The 14,956-nt window shown below is 73.3% G+C and carries 16 protein-coding genes; 11 read left to right on the forward strand and 5 right to left on the reverse strand.

Annotated features, from left to right (window positions below; genetic code table 11):
- Positions 1-9 precede the first annotated feature (9 nt).
- Positions 10-561: a DUF6223 family protein gene (locus ACFWVV_RS09845; RefSeq protein WP_384348202.1), complete on the reverse strand. Its 552-nt coding sequence runs from the start codon at positions 559-561 to the stop codon at positions 10-12.
- Between the two features lie 209 nt (positions 562-770).
- Between ACFWVV_RS09845 and ACFWVV_RS09850 the strand changes: the two genes are divergently transcribed.
- The 3 genes from ACFWVV_RS09850 to ACFWVV_RS09860 all read left to right on the forward strand — a co-directional run bounded on the left by ACFWVV_RS09850 (position 771) and on the right by ACFWVV_RS09860 (position 3,336).
- Positions 771-1,895 carry a histidine kinase gene (locus ACFWVV_RS09850; protein WP_384348199.1) on the forward strand — a complete coding sequence of 375 codons (1,125 nt, stop codon included), beginning with the start codon at positions 771-773 and terminating at the stop codon, positions 1,893-1,895.
- A complete protein-coding gene (locus ACFWVV_RS09855) occupies positions 1,892-2,563 on the forward strand; it encodes a response regulator (RefSeq protein WP_384348196.1) in 672 nt (223 codons plus the stop codon). The genes ACFWVV_RS09850 and ACFWVV_RS09855 overlap by 4 nt, the downstream gene beginning before the upstream one ends.
- A 95-nt stretch (positions 2,564-2,658) precedes the next feature.
- The gene (locus ACFWVV_RS09860) at positions 2,659-3,336 is read left to right on the forward strand and encodes an HAD family hydrolase (RefSeq protein ID WP_384348192.1); all 678 of its coding nucleotides are present in this window, start codon (positions 2,659-2,661) and stop codon (positions 3,334-3,336) included.
- On the opposite strand, the gene ACFWVV_RS09865 is transcribed toward ACFWVV_RS09860, so the two are convergent.
- Positions 3,317-4,588: a transcriptional regulator gene (locus tag ACFWVV_RS09865; protein WP_384348189.1), complete on the reverse strand. Its 1,272-nt coding sequence runs from the start codon at positions 4,586-4,588 to the stop codon at positions 3,317-3,319. The genes ACFWVV_RS09860 and ACFWVV_RS09865 overlap by 20 nt on opposite strands.
- A gap of 109 nt (positions 4,589-4,697) precedes the next feature.
- Between ACFWVV_RS09865 and ACFWVV_RS09870 the strand changes: the two genes are divergently transcribed.
- Entirely contained in the window at positions 4,698-5,351 is a 654-nt protein-coding gene (locus ACFWVV_RS09870) for a hypothetical protein (RefSeq protein ID WP_384348186.1), read from the forward strand.
- 29 nt (positions 5,352-5,380) lie between these two features.
- Here ACFWVV_RS09870 and ACFWVV_RS09875 read toward each other — a convergent pair whose 3' ends face one another.
- Positions 5,381-5,953: a helix-turn-helix domain-containing protein gene (locus ACFWVV_RS09875; protein WP_384348183.1), complete on the reverse strand. Its 573-nt coding sequence runs from the start codon at positions 5,951-5,953 to the stop codon at positions 5,381-5,383.
- A gap of 344 nt (positions 5,954-6,297) precedes the next feature.
- On the opposite strand from ACFWVV_RS09875, the gene ACFWVV_RS09880 reads away from it, so the two are divergent.
- Both ACFWVV_RS09880 and ACFWVV_RS09885 read left to right on the forward strand, forming a co-directional pair.
- Positions 6,298-6,948: a class I SAM-dependent methyltransferase gene (locus tag ACFWVV_RS09880; RefSeq protein WP_384348180.1), complete on the forward strand. Its 651-nt coding sequence runs from the start codon at positions 6,298-6,300 to the stop codon at positions 6,946-6,948.
- Positions 6,949-7,221: 273 nt separating this feature from the next.
- Positions 7,222-7,962, forward strand: coding sequence for a class I SAM-dependent methyltransferase (locus ACFWVV_RS09885; protein WP_384348330.1), 741 nt, complete (start codon positions 7,222-7,224; stop codon positions 7,960-7,962).
- A 49-nt stretch (positions 7,963-8,011) separates the two neighbouring features.
- On the opposite strand, the gene ACFWVV_RS09890 is transcribed toward ACFWVV_RS09885, so the two are convergent.
- Positions 8,012-8,995: a phosphotransferase family protein gene (locus ACFWVV_RS09890; protein ID WP_384348177.1), complete on the reverse strand. Its 984-nt coding sequence runs from the start codon at positions 8,993-8,995 to the stop codon at positions 8,012-8,014.
- A gap of 17 nt (positions 8,996-9,012) precedes the next feature.
- Here ACFWVV_RS09890 and ACFWVV_RS09895 point away from each other — a divergent pair, with 17 nt between their 5' ends.
- The 4 genes from ACFWVV_RS09895 to ACFWVV_RS09910 all read left to right on the forward strand — a co-directional run bounded on the left by ACFWVV_RS09895 (position 9,013) and on the right by ACFWVV_RS09910 (position 12,517).
- The gene (locus tag ACFWVV_RS09895; RefSeq protein ID WP_384348174.1) at positions 9,013-9,618 is read left to right on the forward strand and encodes a YdeI family protein; all 606 of its coding nucleotides are present in this window, start codon (positions 9,013-9,015) and stop codon (positions 9,616-9,618) included.
- Between the two features lie 92 nt (positions 9,619-9,710).
- Entirely contained in the window at positions 9,711-10,313 is a 603-nt protein-coding gene (locus ACFWVV_RS09900) for a DinB family protein (protein ID WP_384348172.1), read from the forward strand.
- Between the two features lie 213 nt (positions 10,314-10,526).
- Positions 10,527-11,450 (forward strand): NADP-dependent oxidoreductase, encoded by a 924-nt coding sequence (locus tag ACFWVV_RS09905; protein WP_384348169.1) that lies wholly within the window; start codon positions 10,527-10,529, stop codon positions 11,448-11,450.
- Positions 11,451-11,563: 113 nt separating this feature from the next.
- Positions 11,564-12,517 carry an AraC family transcriptional regulator gene (locus ACFWVV_RS09910; RefSeq protein WP_384348167.1) on the forward strand — a complete coding sequence of 318 codons (954 nt, stop codon included), beginning with the start codon at positions 11,564-11,566 and terminating at the stop codon, positions 12,515-12,517.
- Positions 12,518-12,539: 22 nt separating this feature from the next.
- On the opposite strand, the gene ACFWVV_RS09915 is transcribed toward ACFWVV_RS09910, so the two are convergent.
- Positions 12,540-13,577, reverse strand: a complete 1,038-nt coding sequence (locus ACFWVV_RS09915) for a LysR family transcriptional regulator (protein ID WP_384348164.1) — start codon at positions 13,575-13,577, stop codon at positions 12,540-12,542.
- 172 nt (positions 13,578-13,749) lie between these two features.
- Between ACFWVV_RS09915 and ACFWVV_RS09920 the strand changes: the two genes are divergently transcribed.
- Positions 13,750-14,910 carry an MFS transporter gene (locus tag ACFWVV_RS09920; RefSeq protein ID WP_384348161.1) on the forward strand — a complete coding sequence of 387 codons (1,161 nt, stop codon included), beginning with the start codon at positions 13,750-13,752 and terminating at the stop codon, positions 14,908-14,910.
- Positions 14,911-14,956 lie beyond the last annotated feature (46 nt).

Here is a 14,956-nt window from a genome sequence, read left to right on the forward strand (position 1 = left end):
GAGCGTCGGTCACCCCACCGGCTCCCGGCGGGCACGGGACCACGCCAGAGTGCCGAGTACGGTGGCCAGCAGCCCCAGCAGCAGCGCCACGTAGGCCCCGCCGAGCCCGTTGCCGGTGCCGATGGCGCCCCGGGAGGTGGCGGTCACCAGTGCGCCGATGGCCATGCCGACCACCCCCGCCGCGACCGCCCGGCGTGGCCCGAACGCGGTACGCGGCCCCCGGCCGGTCCGCCCCGAGCCGCTGCGCGCGAAGCCGGTGCGCCCTGAGCCGGTGTGCCCGGAGCCGGTCCGCCCCGAGCCCGTGCGTCCGGCGCCCGTGCGCCCTGAGCCGGTGTGCCCGGAGCCGGTCCGCCCCGAGCCCGTGCGTCCGGCGGGCCGGGCCAGTGCCAGTCCGCCGATGACCGCGCCCACCGCCCCCAGGACTGCGGCCACGATGGCCCCGATCCGCCCGGCGCTGAACGTCAGGGCTCCGGCGGCGAGCGGCTGGGCGGAGACGGCCGACATGGCCGACACGGCCGGAACCAGTCCGCCCGCAAGCACACTTCGTACGGAAATCGGCATGACGCGCTCCCTCTGCTGCTGTTTCTGCTTCCGCCGCTTCTTTCGCGAACGTGGCCCGAGCATCTCCCCCGGATCCGCCCCGGGTCGTCCACCGGGCGCAGACACTTCGCACTGCCGCGTACGCGGTAGAACCCGGGAAAGTACTGCGCCCGTGGTAGCCGGCCGGTCCCCCGGGTCCCGAAGCCGCGGACAGGCTCTAAGGTGCGCGCATGAGAACAACAGGGCCCGGGGCGCGCGCCGTGGTCATCGACTGGGCGACCGCCGTCGGCGTGGCGACGGCACTTCTGCTCGCCGGGCTGTCCGGTCAGCGTTCCACCGCCGCCCCCGAACTGGCGGGCTACGCACTCCTGGTGGCCGGCGGGCTGGCCCTGGTGTGGCGCCGGCGGGCGCCACTCCTGGTCCTGGCGCTCACCGGACTGTCCGGAGCCGGGTACCAGGCCGCGGGGTTCGACGTGCCCGCCGTGGCCTACCTCTTCGCGGTGTACGCGGCGGTGCGCGCCGGACACCGCACGTTCACCGTCCTTGCCAGCGTGGCCATGCTCGCCGCCCTGCCCGTCGCGGCGCTGGTCTCCGGACTGCACGGCACGGGCGCGGTGTTCGCACAGGCCAGGAGTGCTCTGGAAATCGCCTGGCTGGTCGCGGCGGGTGCCGCGGGCGAGGCGCTGCGGCAGGCCGAACGGCGGGCGGACGAGGCCGAGCGCACCAAGGAGGAGGCCGCACGGCACCGCGCGGACGAGGAACGGCTGCACATCGCGCGGGAGTTGCACGACTCGCTCACCCATCAGATCTCCATCGTCAAGGTGCAGGCCGAGGTCGCCGTCCATGTGGCCCGCAAGCGCGGCGACGAGGTTCCCGAGTCACTGCTGGCGATCCGGGCGGCCGGGCGGGAGGCCACCCGAGAGCTCCGCGCGACCCTGGAGGCGCTGCGCGACGACACCACCACCCCGCCGCGCGGCCTCGACGACGTACCGGAGCTGGTGGCACGGGCCAGAGACATCGGTCTCGACGCCACCCTGATTGTCGAGGGCCCGCGCCCCGACGTACCGGCGGCCCTGGACCGTACCGCCTACCGCATCGTCCAGGAGTCCCTCACCAACATCGCCCGCCACGCGAACGCCGCCACGGCACGGGTACGGATCGACTGCCGCCCCGACACCCTCGCGATACGTGTCGACGACGACGGCAGTGCCACCCCGGACACGGCTCCGGTGCCCGGCATGGGACTGCTCGGGATGCGTGAGCGCGTCACCGCGCTGGGCGGGCGGCTGCGCGCGGAACCGCGCAGCGCGGGCGGCTTCACCGTCGAGGCCGAACTCCCCGTGGAGCAGCTGTGATCCGTGTCCTGCTGGTGGACGACCAGCCGTTGCTGCGCAGCGGATTTCGCGCGTTGCTGGACCTGGAGGACGACATCGAGGTGGTCGCCGAGGCAGCCGACGGTGCGCACGGGCTGGCCCTGGCCAGACAGCACCTGCCCGACATCGTCCTCATCGACATCCGGATGCCGGTCCTCGACGGCATCGAAGCGACCCGGCAGATCGCCGCCGACCCCGCCCTGGCCGCCGTGCACGTCGTGATCCTCACCAACTACGGCCTCGACGAGTACGTCTACCAGGCGCTGCGGGCCGGTGCGGCCGGATTCCTCGTCAAGGACATCGTCCCGGAGGACTTCCTGCACGCCGTACGGGTCGCCGCGCGCGGTGACGCGCTGCTGGCCCCGTCGATCACCCGCAAACTGATCAGCCGGTACGTGGCCCGGCCGCCCGGCCCCGTCACGGGCAGGGAGAGCACGGAGCTCGACGTCCTGACCCACCGCGAGCGCGAGGCCGTCACCCTCGTCGCGCGCGGCCTTTCCAACGACCGGATCGCCGACCGCATGGTCATCTCCCCGGTCACGGCGAAGACCCACGTCAACCGGGCCATGACCAAACTCGGGGTCCGCGACCGCGCCCAACTGGTCGTCCTCGCCTACGAGTCGGGCCTGGTGCAGCCGGGCTCCCGCTGACCGGCGGGGCCTGCCCGCCGGGCCGCCTGCCGGGCCGCCTGCCGTGCCCCGGGCCTGCTGGGAAGGGGCCGGGCCGCCCGCCTATTCTTCCGGTCATGATGCGTGCTGTGGTGTTCGACGTCGGGGAGTGCCTGGTCGACGAGACGCGGGAGTACGGGACCTGGGCCGACTGGCTGGGGGTGCCACGGCACACCTTCGCAGCCGTGTTCGGAGCCGTGATCGCGCAGGGGCGGGACTACCGCGAGGCCTTCCAGGAGTTCCGGCCCGGCTTCGACCTGGACGAGCAGCGGCAGGCCCGCATCGACGCGGGCCGGCCGGAGGAGTTCGGCGAGGCGGACCTGTACCCCGACGTCCGCCCCGCCCTCGCCGCCCTGCGGGCGGCCGGGCTGTGGCTGGGCATCGCGGGCAATCAGACGGCGCGCGCGGGCGGTACTCTGCGCGAACTCTTCGCCGGGGACGTCGACCTGATCGGCACGTCGGACGACTGGGGTGCCGCCAAGCCCGACCCGGAGTTCTTCGCGCGGCTCGCCGGGGCCGTGCCGTACCCGCCCGGCGAGATCCTGTACGTCGGGGACCGGGTCGACAACGACCTGCGCCCGGCCGCCGCCGCCGGGCTGCCCACCGCACTCGTACGGCGCGGCCCCTGGGCGACCCTCCAGTGGCACACCGCGGACGCACGGGAGCTGCCCGTCTTCCGTATCGAGAAGCTCACCGAACTCCCGCGATTAATAAGGGAGTTCAATGCCCGTACGGTCAGCGCTGAAGCGCGCTGACCGTCGCCCGCCAGCCGAACATCGCGTCGTCGAGCGCGACCACGCACGGCAGCTCGTTCCACGGCTGCAACGTCTGGCGCACGTCCCGCACCCGGTCCATGCCCGTGGCGTACCAGGTGACCGAGAGCTGTCCGAGAGCCTGCTGCGCCCAGTCGCAGGCGTCCTCGACCCGCTGCTCGCCGACGGCCGCCGCGGCCAGGTCGCCGAGGATGACCGCCCGCTGCTTGCCCGCGTCGGCGGGCAGTCCGTCCAGGACCTCCAGCAGGGTTTCCCGGGCCTGCGCGTACTGTCCGGCCTTCAGCTGGGTGTTGCCCTTGAACGAGGCCAGGCGTACGGGACCGAACCAGTCCATCCACTCCGGGGAGGCGTACTCCCCGCCCTTGGCGAGCACCTCCTCGGCGTGCCGCAGCAGCGCCAGGGCCGTGCGCGGATGCCCGCAGCGGGTCTCGCACTCCGCTTCGACCGCGTCGAGCCAGGCCAGGAACTCGGCGGAGGGGCACCCCCGGCGCGCGTACGCCCGGGCCGCCCGCATCCGCTCCTGGGCGGTCGCCCGGTCGCCCGCCCAGCCGGGCACGAACGCCGTGTGCGCCAGGATCGCCGAGCCGAGCAGGGTGTCGTCGGCCTCGGCCGCCGCCTGGAGGGCGCGTACCCAGGTGTCGGCCGCCGCGCCGGGGTCGCGGAGGTCGAAGAACTCGATCCGCCCCGCCATCAGCGACGACTCCGCGAGTGCGCGGGCCAGAGCGACGCGCGCGGGGCCGGCCGTCTCCGACATCAGGGCCGTCCCGAGGCGGGTGTGCTCGTTGACGGTGGGGTGCATCCGGGCCGGCTGCACGGTCCAGTACAGGCGCCGGTGGCTGCTGGTGATGAGCGCGTAGTCGGCGGCGACGCTCTCCGGCTGGAAGCCACCGCCGCCGGGCAGCGGCAGAGGGGCGGGGCCCATCGCCCCGCGGCCGAAGAGCATGCCGCGCGGCACGGCCTCCGGCGCGGGGACGGCTCCCCAGGAGGGGCTGAAGCCGAGCTCGGCCATGGTCATGTTGCCCAGGACGTGCCGCAGGGCGCGCTGGTAGTGGGCCTGCGGCCACGGCGGCTTCTCGGACTCCCAGCGGCGCACCTGCCGGATGCTGACGTCCAGATCACCGAGCCCGAGCCGGGGCCCCGCGCTGTTCAGGGCGTCGGCCAGGGCCTGCTGGGTGGCGTACCCGGCCGCGACGCGAGCGGCCTTCAGCGCGGTGTTGCCACGAGGGCGGGGCATGCGGACCTCCAGTTGGCTGCGCGGCCTCCACCGTAGACGCCAACCCGGGTGACAGAAAGGCCCTTTGAGGTCCCCTGAACGTCCCCCCAACGGCCTTCAGGAGGACGTGATGCCGCGTCACCATGGGAGGTCCCGTACCAACCAGTACGGCCCCGGCGGAGCAGTGAAGGCGGCCCCCGTGCAGATGTGGAGACCCGGACCGGACCTCGGCGCGGACGCCGGAACAGGAACCGCGGGCTGGCTGGCGCACGCCCACGGGTCCCCCGAGGCGGCCTCGCTGGAATGGACGGAGCGGAACGTGGCCGTCCTGCCGCTCGGCACCCGCTTCGACACGGTACGCATTCCCGTCGGCATCATCTACGCCGCGCTCGGCACGCGGAGCAGGACCGTCGTCGGCCCGTTGCTGGAGCTGGCCCTGCACGGCCCGGTGATCCAGGACTCGGAGCGCTGGTTCTACCCGCTGGTCCCGGTCGGCGGCGCCCCCGACTGGACCGCGCCGGCCGGCACCTATCTCGCCCGGGGCTGGCTCGGCGTCCCGCGCCCCGACCAGCTCGCTCCACCGGGCATGTACTGGTGCGTACCGGCCCGCGAACCGGGCAGGCTCTGCGACCTGGCCCGGGTGGCCGCCCTGGTCGAGGCCGGGTTCGCCCGGTCGCAGGGGGAGGGCCGTTCACAGGAACGCGCTCAGGGGGACGACCGCTCACAGGAACGCTCTCAGGGGGACGACCGCTCACAGCGGGACGAGGGGCCCGCCCGCACCTGAACCGATCACGGAGCCTCCCCCAGCCCTTCTCAGGTGGTGCGGGCGATGAGGTGGGCCCGTTCGCCCTGGTTGCCGAAGAGGACCAGGAGTTCCACGGTGCGGTCCCCGTCGGCGCCGAGCCAGTGCGGGACGTGCGTGTCGAACTCGGCCGCCTCGCCGGGCTTCAGCAGCAGGGACTGCTCGCCCAGCAGCAGACGCAGCCGGCCGGCCAGAACGTACACCCACTCGAACCCGGCGTGCGTCTTCAGCTCGGGCTCGGTGTCCGGGCTGGGCGGGATCAGGAGCTTGTGGGCCTGGATGCCGCCGGGGCGGCTGAGCGGGACATGGGTCATGCCGTGCCGGGTGACCGGCCGCAGGTGGATGCGCGGGTCGCCGGTGCGGGGCGCGCCGACCAGTTCGTCGAGCGGGACCGCGTACACCTCGGCGAGCGGGAGGAGCAGTTCCAGGGTCGGTTTGCGGGAGCCGCCCTCGAGGCGGGACAGGGTGCTCTCGTTGATGCCGGTCTGTCCCGCCAGCTCGGCGAGGGTCAGGCCGCGCCTGCGCCGCAGCTCCCGCAGGCGTGGTCCGACGGCGTCCAGGACGTCCTTCTTCGCGGGGCTCATAGCGCCCAGGTTGCCGAAACGGCATGAGACTTTGCAACTCGGCCGGGGGAGGGCGCAGTGTCGTCGTACGCCCGGCGCACACGACGGGCCCACCCGGCGGGCGTGCGCACCAACGGGCCCACCCGGCGGCCGTACCCACCACGGGTCCACTCGCCGGGCGTGCCCACCACGGGTCCACTCGCCGGCCGTACCCACCACGAGCCCACCCGCCGGGCGTGCCCACGACCGGCCGACTTGCCGGGCGTGCGCACCACGGGCCCACCCGCCTGGCGTGCCCACCGGGGCCCGCACACCCGCCCCGGCTCATCCGCCCCGTTCCCTCGCCCGACCCGAAAGGTCATGTCATGACTGCCGTCAGCGAATCCGCCGCCTTCTGGGAGAACCGGTACGCCAAGGAGGTCTCCGCACAGTGGGGCACCAAGCCCAACGCGGTCCTCGCCGACCTCCTCACCACCCTCGCCCCGCCCCCGGGGACCGCCCTCGACCTCGGCTGCGGTCACGGCGGCGACGTGCTCTGGCTCGCCTCTCTCGGCTGGGACGTCACCGCCGTCGACGTATCCGAAACGGCCCTCGGCCGCGTCGCGGCGGGCGCGGCCGCCGCCGGACTCGCGGACCGGGTGCACCCGCGCCGCCACGACCTCGCGCAGACGTTCCCCGAGGGGACCTACGACCTGGTCACCGCGAGCTACTTCCACACCCCGGTCGAGATCCCCCGCGAGGAGGTGCTGCGCCGGGCCGCCCGCGCCGTGGCCCCGGGCGGCCTGCTGGTCCTGCTGGAACACGCCTCCCTGGCCCCGTGGTCCTGGCGCCCGGAGGACGGCAGCGAGGTCCACTTCCCCACCCCGCAGGAGGTACTGGGCTCGCTGGACCTGCCGCTCGGCGACGGAGGCTGGATCGTCGAGCAGTGCGCCGCGCCCCAGCGGACGGCCACCGGCCCGGAAGGCCGGCAGGCGCTGGTCACAGAGAACGTCATCGTCGTACGACGGCCCGCCTGACCAGGGCGGCGACCCCGCGGTGCCGCCCCGGGACGGCTGTCCCCGCGAGTGCCCCCGCGCGTCCTTGCGCGCGGGAAGAGAGTCCTCCCGTACGGGAAAACCGGGGCGGCGCCGGGATCTTTGTGGCTTCTGCCAGTACGACGGCCGGCCCGGTGACGGCAAGACTGCCCGCCAGAGCCGAGGCGCGCCCCGGGGCGGCAACGGGGGGCCGACGCCCACGGAACCACCCCCCGCGGACGAGCCAAGCGCATGACGACACGGGAGGGCGGCACGATGAGCGTGCAGCAGTACGACGAGATCGGCGAGGCGTACGAGGGCTTCAAGGCACTGCCGCTGGAGCAGTACGCGGCGGTGCCCGGCTTTCTGGCCCTGGTGGGGGACGTACGAGGAAAGTCGGTCCTGGACCTCGCGTCCGGCACCGGTTTCTACAGCAGGGAGCTCCGGCGGCGCGGCGCCTCCGATGTGCTCGGAGTCGACATCTCCGGTGAAATGATCGCCGTGTCGCGGGAGTTGGAGAAGCGCGAACCGCTGGGCGTGCGGTACGAGGTGGCCGACGTGGCCGAGCTGCCGGCGCTCGGCGAGGGCTTCGACGTGGCCGTGGCCGTCCACATGCTCAACTACGCGCAGGACGCCGCCACCATGGAGCGGATGTGCCGCGCCGTGCACCGGAACCTCAAGCCCGGCGGCGAGTTCTTCGTCCTCAACCAGTCGCCCGACTTCCGGTTCGAGGGACCCTCCCCGGAGCGGTACGGGTTCCGCAGCGAGCTGACCGACGACCGGACCGAAATCGGGCCGCGTGTGCGGACCACGGCGCTGCTCGACCCGCCGGTCAGCTTCCTGGCGACCCTGCCACGCCGGGACGCGCACGAGCAGAGCCTGCGGGCGGCCGGATTCAGCGACCTGACCTGGGTGCAGCTGGAGGTTTCCGAGGCGGGGTTGCGCGAGTTCGGCGAGGACTTCTGGTCGGACTTCCACGCCAACCGCCCCTTCGAAATGCTGCGCTGCCGCGCCTGACGCACCGGACCGCCGCTGTGCGGGCCCCCGCCCGGTGGTTTCGGCGACTTCACCCGTAGCGGCTGAAGAGGGCCTCGATGTACCCCTCCAGCCGCCGGGTCAGGACAGTGGCCGTCAGGTCGGAGCGGCCCAGTTCCCGCCAGGGGACGGCGACCTTCTCCGCGTCCGGGGCGAAGCCCAGCGCATCCAGCAGCCGCCAGTAGAGGTGGGAGGCGTCCTCTTCGGCCAGGGCGCCTCCCGCCGCGACGTAGCGGTCGGCGAAGCGCATCCCGGCGGGGACTCCATGGAGCAGGGCGAGGGCCGTCGAGCAGTGGGCCACGTCCAGGTCGGCCGGACCCCACGAGGTCTCCACCCAGTCGACGACACCGCTGATCGCCAGCTCCTCACCGGCGCCGGTGAAAAGGACGTTGCCGGGGTGGAAGTCCCGGTGCAGGAAGCACCCCCGATGGGCCGGGGGTTCCCGGCGGATGACGTCGACCGCCCGCTGCCAGAGCCCGGTCCGCCCGGTGGCCGCGGGCGGAGTGACCCGCTCGGGAGAGGCCCAGACCTGATAGGCGCGAGGACGCTGCTGTGCGGTCACCGGCACCCGGTGAATACGCACCAGCTGCCTGGCCAGCAGATCGGCACGGCACCCGGCATCCTCCTCGTCCAGACGGACAGCACCCGGCAGCAGGGACATCAGCAGGGAAGGGTGGGTGCAGAACTCCGCCGTGGCATCCACCGCCACGAGCGTGGCCGCGGGCACCTCCGTGGCACCGAGCAGCCGCAGGACGTCCGCCTCCCGCGTCAGCAGGCCCTCGGCATGCCGGACGAAAAAGGGCTTCACGAACGAACGCAGGACGAGCGAGCGCGGTCCGGCCGGGCCGCGGAGGTCCAGACGGCGCATCTCCGACGTCCAGCCGCCGCGCAGCCGCACCACCCCGTCGATCCGCTCCGCCTCCGGCAGCCCCTTCTCCACCCAGGCCCGCGTGGCACCCCAGCCCTGCCCGCCGAGGCCCTTGTCCGTGCCTTCCACACCCTCGCCCGCACCCATGACGGCAGACTATCCGCATGGTCGAAAGCGATGAGCGGCACGAGGACGAACGGCACGACATCGACGGCGCCGAAGTCGTCGCCTTCCAGGACGGTGCGGCATTCGAGACCTGGCTGGAACACAACTACCGTCGCAGCGAAGGCATTTGGGTAAAGGTAGCCAAGAAGAACTCCGGCATCCCCTCCGTCACCGACGACGAACTCGTCGACATCGGACTGTGCTTCGGCTGGATCTCCGGGCAACGCCGCTCCCTCGACGCACGGTACTACCTCCAGAAGTACGTGCCGCGGCGCCCGCGCAGCCTGTGGTCGCAGGTGAACGTCGACAAGGTCGGGACGCTGCTCGCCGCCGGCCGGATGCGTGAACCCGGCCTCGCGGAGGTACGCAAGGCGCAGGCGGACGGCCGCTGGACGAAGGCGTACGAGTCCCAGCGGACCGCAGTGGTACCGCCCGACCTGGCAGCGGCACTGGACGAGGATCCGGAAGCAAAGGCGGCGTTCGACGCACTCGACAGAACGGGCCGGTACCAACTGATCCTCCCGCTGCTCCAAGCACTGACCCCCCACACCCGCGAAGCCCGGCTGCGCACCGCACTCCGGCAGCTCGTCAGCCGAATTCGCTGATGAGTGCGCGGTAGGCCCCGCAGGCGGTCCGGCGCGGCCCGGCCCGGCGGGCTTGGGGCCGGTTGTCAGTGGTGGGTGGGAAGGTGGGACGCATGACTCGCTCGGATCCCAAGGAAGACCTGCACCACTACCTCAAGTCCGCCAGGGAGGCCCTGCTGTGGAAGGTCGAAGGCCTGTCGGAGTACGACGTCCGGCGGCCGCTGACGCCCACCGGCACCAATCTGCTCGGGCTGCTCAAGCACCTGGCGGGCTGCGAAGCGGGTTACTTCGGTGACACCTTCGGGCGGCCCTTCGCGGAACCGATGCCCTGGGTCGCGGAGTTCGACGACGATCCGACCGTCGACATGTGGGCGCGGGCCGACGAGTCCAGGGAGTACGTCACCGGCCTCTACCGGAAGGCCTGCGCGCACTCCGACGCCACCATCGAGGCCCTGGGCCAGGACGCCGTCGGCCAGGTCCCGCACTGGCCGGCGGAGCGCAGCGAAGTGACGCTGCACCGCGTCCTCGTCCACATGCTCGCCGAGACCAACCGGCATGGCGGCCATGCCGACATCGTCCGCGAACTCATCGACGGAGCAACCGGCCTGCAGGAGAAGAACCAGAACATGCCCCCGGCCGGGGGCCTTTCGTGGGCGGCGTACCGGCAGCGGCTGGAGGAGGTGGCGCGGACGGCGGCCGAGGCCGGGCAGGAGTGACCGGGAGGAGGGTCGGGGGAGGGTCCGGGAGGGAGGGCCATGGGGGTGGGGTGAGGACCGAAAGGCGCGTTCAGTGAGACGAATGGACATGTGGGCGAGACGGAAGGCCATTCTGCGGCTCGTTCGCTCTTCCTAGGGTGGAGGCATCAGGCAGGAGCCCGGGTGGTCGGGCTCCGATCGGCCTCAAAGAGCCTCGCTACAGGGAGATGTGTCGTGCGCGCAGTCATTCAGAAGTCCTTCGGCGGTCCCGATGTCCTCGAGCTCGTGGAGAGCGAGCGGCCCAGCCCGCTGCCGGGGGAGGTCCTCGTCAGGGTGCACGCCAGCGCGGTCAACCCGGCGGACCTGGCCGTCAGGTCCGGTGCGTACCCCCTGCTCGGTGAGCCGCCGTTCGGTGTCGGCTGGGACATCTCCGGAGTCGTCGAGGAAGCCGCCCCCGGTGCCAGGTTCGCGGTCGGGGACGAGGTGTACGGCATGCCGTTCTTCCCGCGCGCCGCCTCCGCGTACGCCGAGTACGTCGCCGCCCCCTCCCGGCAGCTGGCCCGCAAGCCCGCCTCACTCGACCACGTGCACGCGGCGGCCGTCCCCCTCGCCGCGCTCACCGCCTGGCAGGGCCTCGTCCAGGCGGCCCGCATCCAGCAGGGCGACCGGGTGCTGATCCAGGCCGCGGCCGGCGGAGTGGGCCACTTCGCGGTGCAGATAGCCAAGTCGCGCGGCGCCCACGTCATCGCCGTGGCCAGTGCGGCCCGGCACGACTTCCTCACCGGGATCGGAGCCGACGAGGTCATCGACTACCGCACCACCGACTTCACCCAGGTCGTCCGGGACCTGGACGTGGTCTTCGACTCGAAGGCTCAGGGCGCGCTCTCGCTCGGCGTGCTGCGCCCCGGCGGCGTGCTCGTCAGCCTCCTGGAGCACGGCGACGCGGACCTGATCGCCCGTACCGAAGCGGACGGCAAGCGCTTCGCCGGTATCTCCGTCGAACCGGACTACGCCTCGCTCGAAGCCCTCGCCGAACTGATCGACGCGGGCCGCATCCGCCCGCACGTGTCGCAGACCTTCCCGCTGGAAGAGGTGGCCAAGGCGCACGAGGTGGTCGGGACGGGACATGTACAGGGCAAGATTGTGCTGACCGTCTGAGTACGGGCGGGGGTCCGAAAGCGGGCGGCCGTCCGGGCACGGGCGGGCGTCCGAGTGCGGGCGGCCGTCCGTACACCGGCGACCGTACGCAACACCAAGGAGGGCGGGACCGCATGGACATCCTCACCGAGGCGCTGGCCTCGATGCGCACCGGCAACCCGGCATCGGTGCGGACCATCGGCCGCGCCCCCTGGGGCCTGCGGCTGCCGCCCGTGGTGGGCGCCGGATTCCACGTCGTGCTGTACGGCACCTGCTGGCTGATCCCCGCCGGGAGCGCACCCGTCCCGCTCGGCCCCGGTGACGTGGTCTTCCTGCGCGACGGCGGCGGCCACGTCCTCGCCGACCACCCCGCCACCCCGCCCGAGGAGCCGGGCGAGGACGCGTACGAGGGGGTGTCCGGGAATCCCGGGAACTCGCCGATCGGCACGTTCAGGCTCGGCGGCGAAGGCCCCGAGACCCGGCTGCTGTGCGGGAGTTACGACCTCGACCAGGGCCGCCCGCACCCGCTGGTGCGCCAACTGCCCGAGGTGATCCACCTGCAGACCGGGCACGGCCGCCATCCGGAGCTGAGCGCCGCCGTGCACCTCCTCGGCGCCGAACTGGAGAACCCGCGCATCGGCTCGGACGGCATCGTGCCCTCGCTGATCGACTCGCTGCTCCTGTACATCCTGCGGGCCTGGCTCGACGACCAGGCCCCGGCCGCCGTCGACGGCTGGGCGGCCGCGCTCGGCGACCCGGCGGTGGCCCCCGTGCTGGCAGCCATGCACGCGGACCCCGCCGCGCAGTGGACGGTCGAGTCCCTCGCGGAACGGGCCGGGCTGTCCCGCGCCGCCTTCGCCCGCCGGTTCGCCATGCTGGTCGGCGAGCCGCCGATGTCCTACCTCACCCACTGGCGCATGACCACCGCCGCCCGCCTGCTCCGTGAGTCCGACACCCCGCTCACCGCGGTCGCCGCCCGCGCGGGCTACGGCTCGGAGTTCGCCTTCGCCAAAGCCTTCAAGCGCGCGTACGGACTGGCCCCCGGCGGCTACCGGCGGCAGACCGCGGCGGCCCGGCTGGGGGCGTGAAGGACCTGCCGCGAGCCCGGCCTCACAGGTCCGCCGCAGAGCCGTCGACCGCCGCTGCCCCGTAGCGGGTACCGTTTGCCGCCGCCCCGTAGCGGGTACAGTCTGCCGCCGCCCCATAGCCGGTACCGTCTGCCGCCGCCCCGTAGCCAGTGCCCTCCGCCGCCGTCTCGTCCGCCGTGTCGCCGAGCGCGTCCGCGAACGCCCGGGTCCTTTCCGTCTCGTGGCTCCGGTGCCACACGAGGCCGAGCACCGAATCCGGCAGCCCTTCGACCGGTACGAAGGTGAGCGCGCGGTGCCGGTAGTACGCGGCGGAGGGACGGCACAGGAGCATCCCGCCGTGCCCCGCCTGCACCTGGGCCAGGCCCTCCTGAAGGGTGTTGACCCGCGGTCCCGGCGCGATGGCCCGGCCGCCGGGCGTCGCCGTCGGGGCCTGGGCGCGGCGCCAGTACTCCGGGGCGTGCGTGCCGGTCACGCCGATCAGCGCGCAGCGGGCCAGGTCCTCCGCGGACAGCCGGGCGCGCCGCGCGAAGGGGTGGTGCGAGGGCAGCGCGAGCGTCTGGGGGCGGCGGGAGAAGACGCGGCCGACGACGAGTTCGGGCTCCTCGACCGGGAGGAGGACCGCGGCCGTGTCGACCTCATGGCGGCGCAGGGCGCCGAACGGCTCGCCGAACGGGATCTCCACCAGCTCGGTGGGCGTGTCCGGGTGGCGGCGCCGGAACAGCGCCAGGGCGTTCATGACGTGGTCGTTGGCAGTGCCCTGGAAACCGATGCGCAGCGGCGTTCCGGTACCCCGGGCAGTGGCGCGCGCGTCGTCGAGGGCCGTGCGCAGCGCGTCGTACGCGGGCCTGGCGGCCTCGTACAGCTGCGCGCCGAGCGGAGTGAGCGCGGCCCGCCGGCTGGTGCGGTCCACCAGCCGGGCGCCGACCCGGCTCTCCAGGGCGCGGAGCAGCTGGCTGACCCGGCTCTGCGAAAGGTGGAGCCGCTCGGCGGTGCGGCCGAAGTGCAGTTCCTCGGCGAGCGCGAGGAACGCTTCGAGCTCGCGTGCTTCCAGAGGGGTCATGGCTGTCTCTTCCCGCCGATCGATGAGTCCCGCTCATAGAAGGATGAGAGGTTCGCCGTTGTTCCGACGGGCCGTGGCCGCTTGTGTTGAGGGCATGGAAGATCTTGGTCGAGTCGATGTGTCCGTACGCCGTGGAGAACACCAACTACCTGCCGCCCGTGGATGGTTGGGGGTGATTGCCCTCGCCGTGGGGACGTTCGTGGTGGTCACCTCCGAGATGCTGCCGGTCGGTCTGCTGACGCCGATGGGCGCCTCGCTGGGGGTGTCGGACGGCCTCGCGGGATTCACCCTCACCCTCACCGGGCTGGTCGCTGCCCTCTCCGCACCCCTGCTGACCTCCCTCCTCGGACGGTTCGACCGGCGGACGGTCCTCTGTGGGCTGCTGGCCGTGCTGGCGGCCGGGAACCTCGCCGCGGCCTGGGCGCCCGGCTACGGGGTCATGGTCGCGGCACGGGTCCTGGTCGGTCTCGGGATGGGCGGGGTGTGGGCGGTCGCGGCCGGCCTCGCGGTACGCCTGGTGCCCGCGCGGTCCGTGCCCGCGGCGACCTCGCTCGTCTTCAGCGGCATCGCCGTGGCCTCCGTGCTCGGCGTGCCGGCCGGAACGTACCTCGGTGAACTCGCGGGCTGGCGCGCGGCGTTCGTCGCGGCGGCAGCCCTCTCCCTCGCCGTACTCCTCGCCCTGGCAGTGCTCCTTCCCAGGCTGCCCGCCGAGCGAGCACTTCCGTTGGGCGGTGTACTGCGACTGGTCCGCACCCCGGACATGCGCACCGGGCTGCTCGTCGTCGCCCTCCTGGTGACCGGGCACTTCGCCGCGTACACCTATGTCCGGCCGGTGCTCGAAGCCGTCTCCGGAGCCGGAGCGGGCACGATCGGCACGCTGCTGCTCGTGTACGGGGCGGCCGGGGTGGCCGGCAACTTCGCCGCGGGGGCCGGCTCGGCCCGCTCCCCGCGCCGGACGGTGCGGGTGATCGGCGCCGCACTCGCCACGACGGCGCTGCTCATCGTCCTGCTGCTGCCCGCCACGGGCGGCTCCCTGATCGTGGCGGGGGCCCTGATGGGGGTGTGGGGGCTGACGTACGGCGGGGTCTCGGTGAGCACGCAGAGCTGGCTGCTGGCGGCCGCGCCCGAAGCCCGGGAGGGGGTGTCCGCGCTCTTCGTCGGCGTTTTCAACGGGGCCATCGCCCTCGGTGCACTGGCGGGCGGTCTGGTGGCGGACGCCGCCGGGGCCCCGGCGGTGATGTGGCCGGCGGCCGCCCTGGCCCTCGCCGCGCTGGTGGCCGCGGGAGGAGGCAGGAAGGCGGGGGGCAGGGGCGCGGCGGACGCGCAGGAGTGATGTCACACCCGTGCCTCATCAGACCCGTGCCTCATCAGACCCGTGC

The sequence above is a fragment of the Streptomyces sp. NPDC058663 genome (assembly GCF_042716745.1).
GTDB lineage: Bacteria > Actinomycetota > Actinomycetes > Streptomycetales > Streptomycetaceae > Streptomyces.

Excerpts from the sequence above, each read along its gene's own strand:
- ACFWVV_RS09875 (WP_384348183.1), bottom strand. The coding sequence starts at position 5,953 with ATGAGCCCCGCGAAGAAGGACGTCCTGGACGCCGTCGGACCACGCCTG.
- ACFWVV_RS09850 (WP_384348199.1), top strand. The coding sequence starts at position 771 with ATGAGAACAACAGGGCCCGGGGCGCGCGCCGTGGTCATCGACTGGGCG.
- ACFWVV_RS09845 (WP_384348202.1), bottom strand. The coding sequence starts at position 561 with ATGCCGATTTCCGTACGAAGTGTGCTTGCGGGCGGACTGGTTCCGGCC.
- ACFWVV_RS09865 (WP_384348189.1), bottom strand. The coding sequence starts at position 4,588 with ATGCCCCGCCCTCGTGGCAACACCGCGCTGAAGGCCGCTCGCGTCGCG.
- ACFWVV_RS09860 (WP_384348192.1), top strand. The coding sequence starts at position 2,659 with ATGATGCGTGCTGTGGTGTTCGACGTCGGGGAGTGCCTGGTCGACGAG.
- ACFWVV_RS09880 (WP_384348180.1), top strand. The coding sequence starts at position 6,298 with ATGACTGCCGTCAGCGAATCCGCCGCCTTCTGGGAGAACCGGTACGCC.
- ACFWVV_RS09915 (WP_384348164.1), bottom strand. The coding sequence starts at position 13,577 with ATGACCCCTCTGGAAGCACGCGAGCTCGAAGCGTTCCTCGCGCTCGCC.
- ACFWVV_RS09910 (WP_384348167.1), top strand. The coding sequence starts at position 11,564 with ATGGACATCCTCACCGAGGCGCTGGCCTCGATGCGCACCGGCAACCCG.
- ACFWVV_RS09870 (WP_384348186.1), top strand. The coding sequence starts at position 4,698 with ATGCCGCGTCACCATGGGAGGTCCCGTACCAACCAGTACGGCCCCGGC.
- ACFWVV_RS09885 (WP_384348330.1), top strand. The coding sequence starts at position 7,222 with ATGAGCGTGCAGCAGTACGACGAGATCGGCGAGGCGTACGAGGGCTTC.
- ACFWVV_RS09890 (WP_384348177.1), bottom strand. The coding sequence starts at position 8,995 with ATGGGTGCGGGCGAGGGTGTGGAAGGCACGGACAAGGGCCTCGGCGGG.
- ACFWVV_RS09895 (WP_384348174.1), top strand. The coding sequence starts at position 9,013 with ATGGTCGAAAGCGATGAGCGGCACGAGGACGAACGGCACGACATCGAC.
- ACFWVV_RS09900 (WP_384348172.1), top strand. The coding sequence starts at position 9,711 with ATGACTCGCTCGGATCCCAAGGAAGACCTGCACCACTACCTCAAGTCC.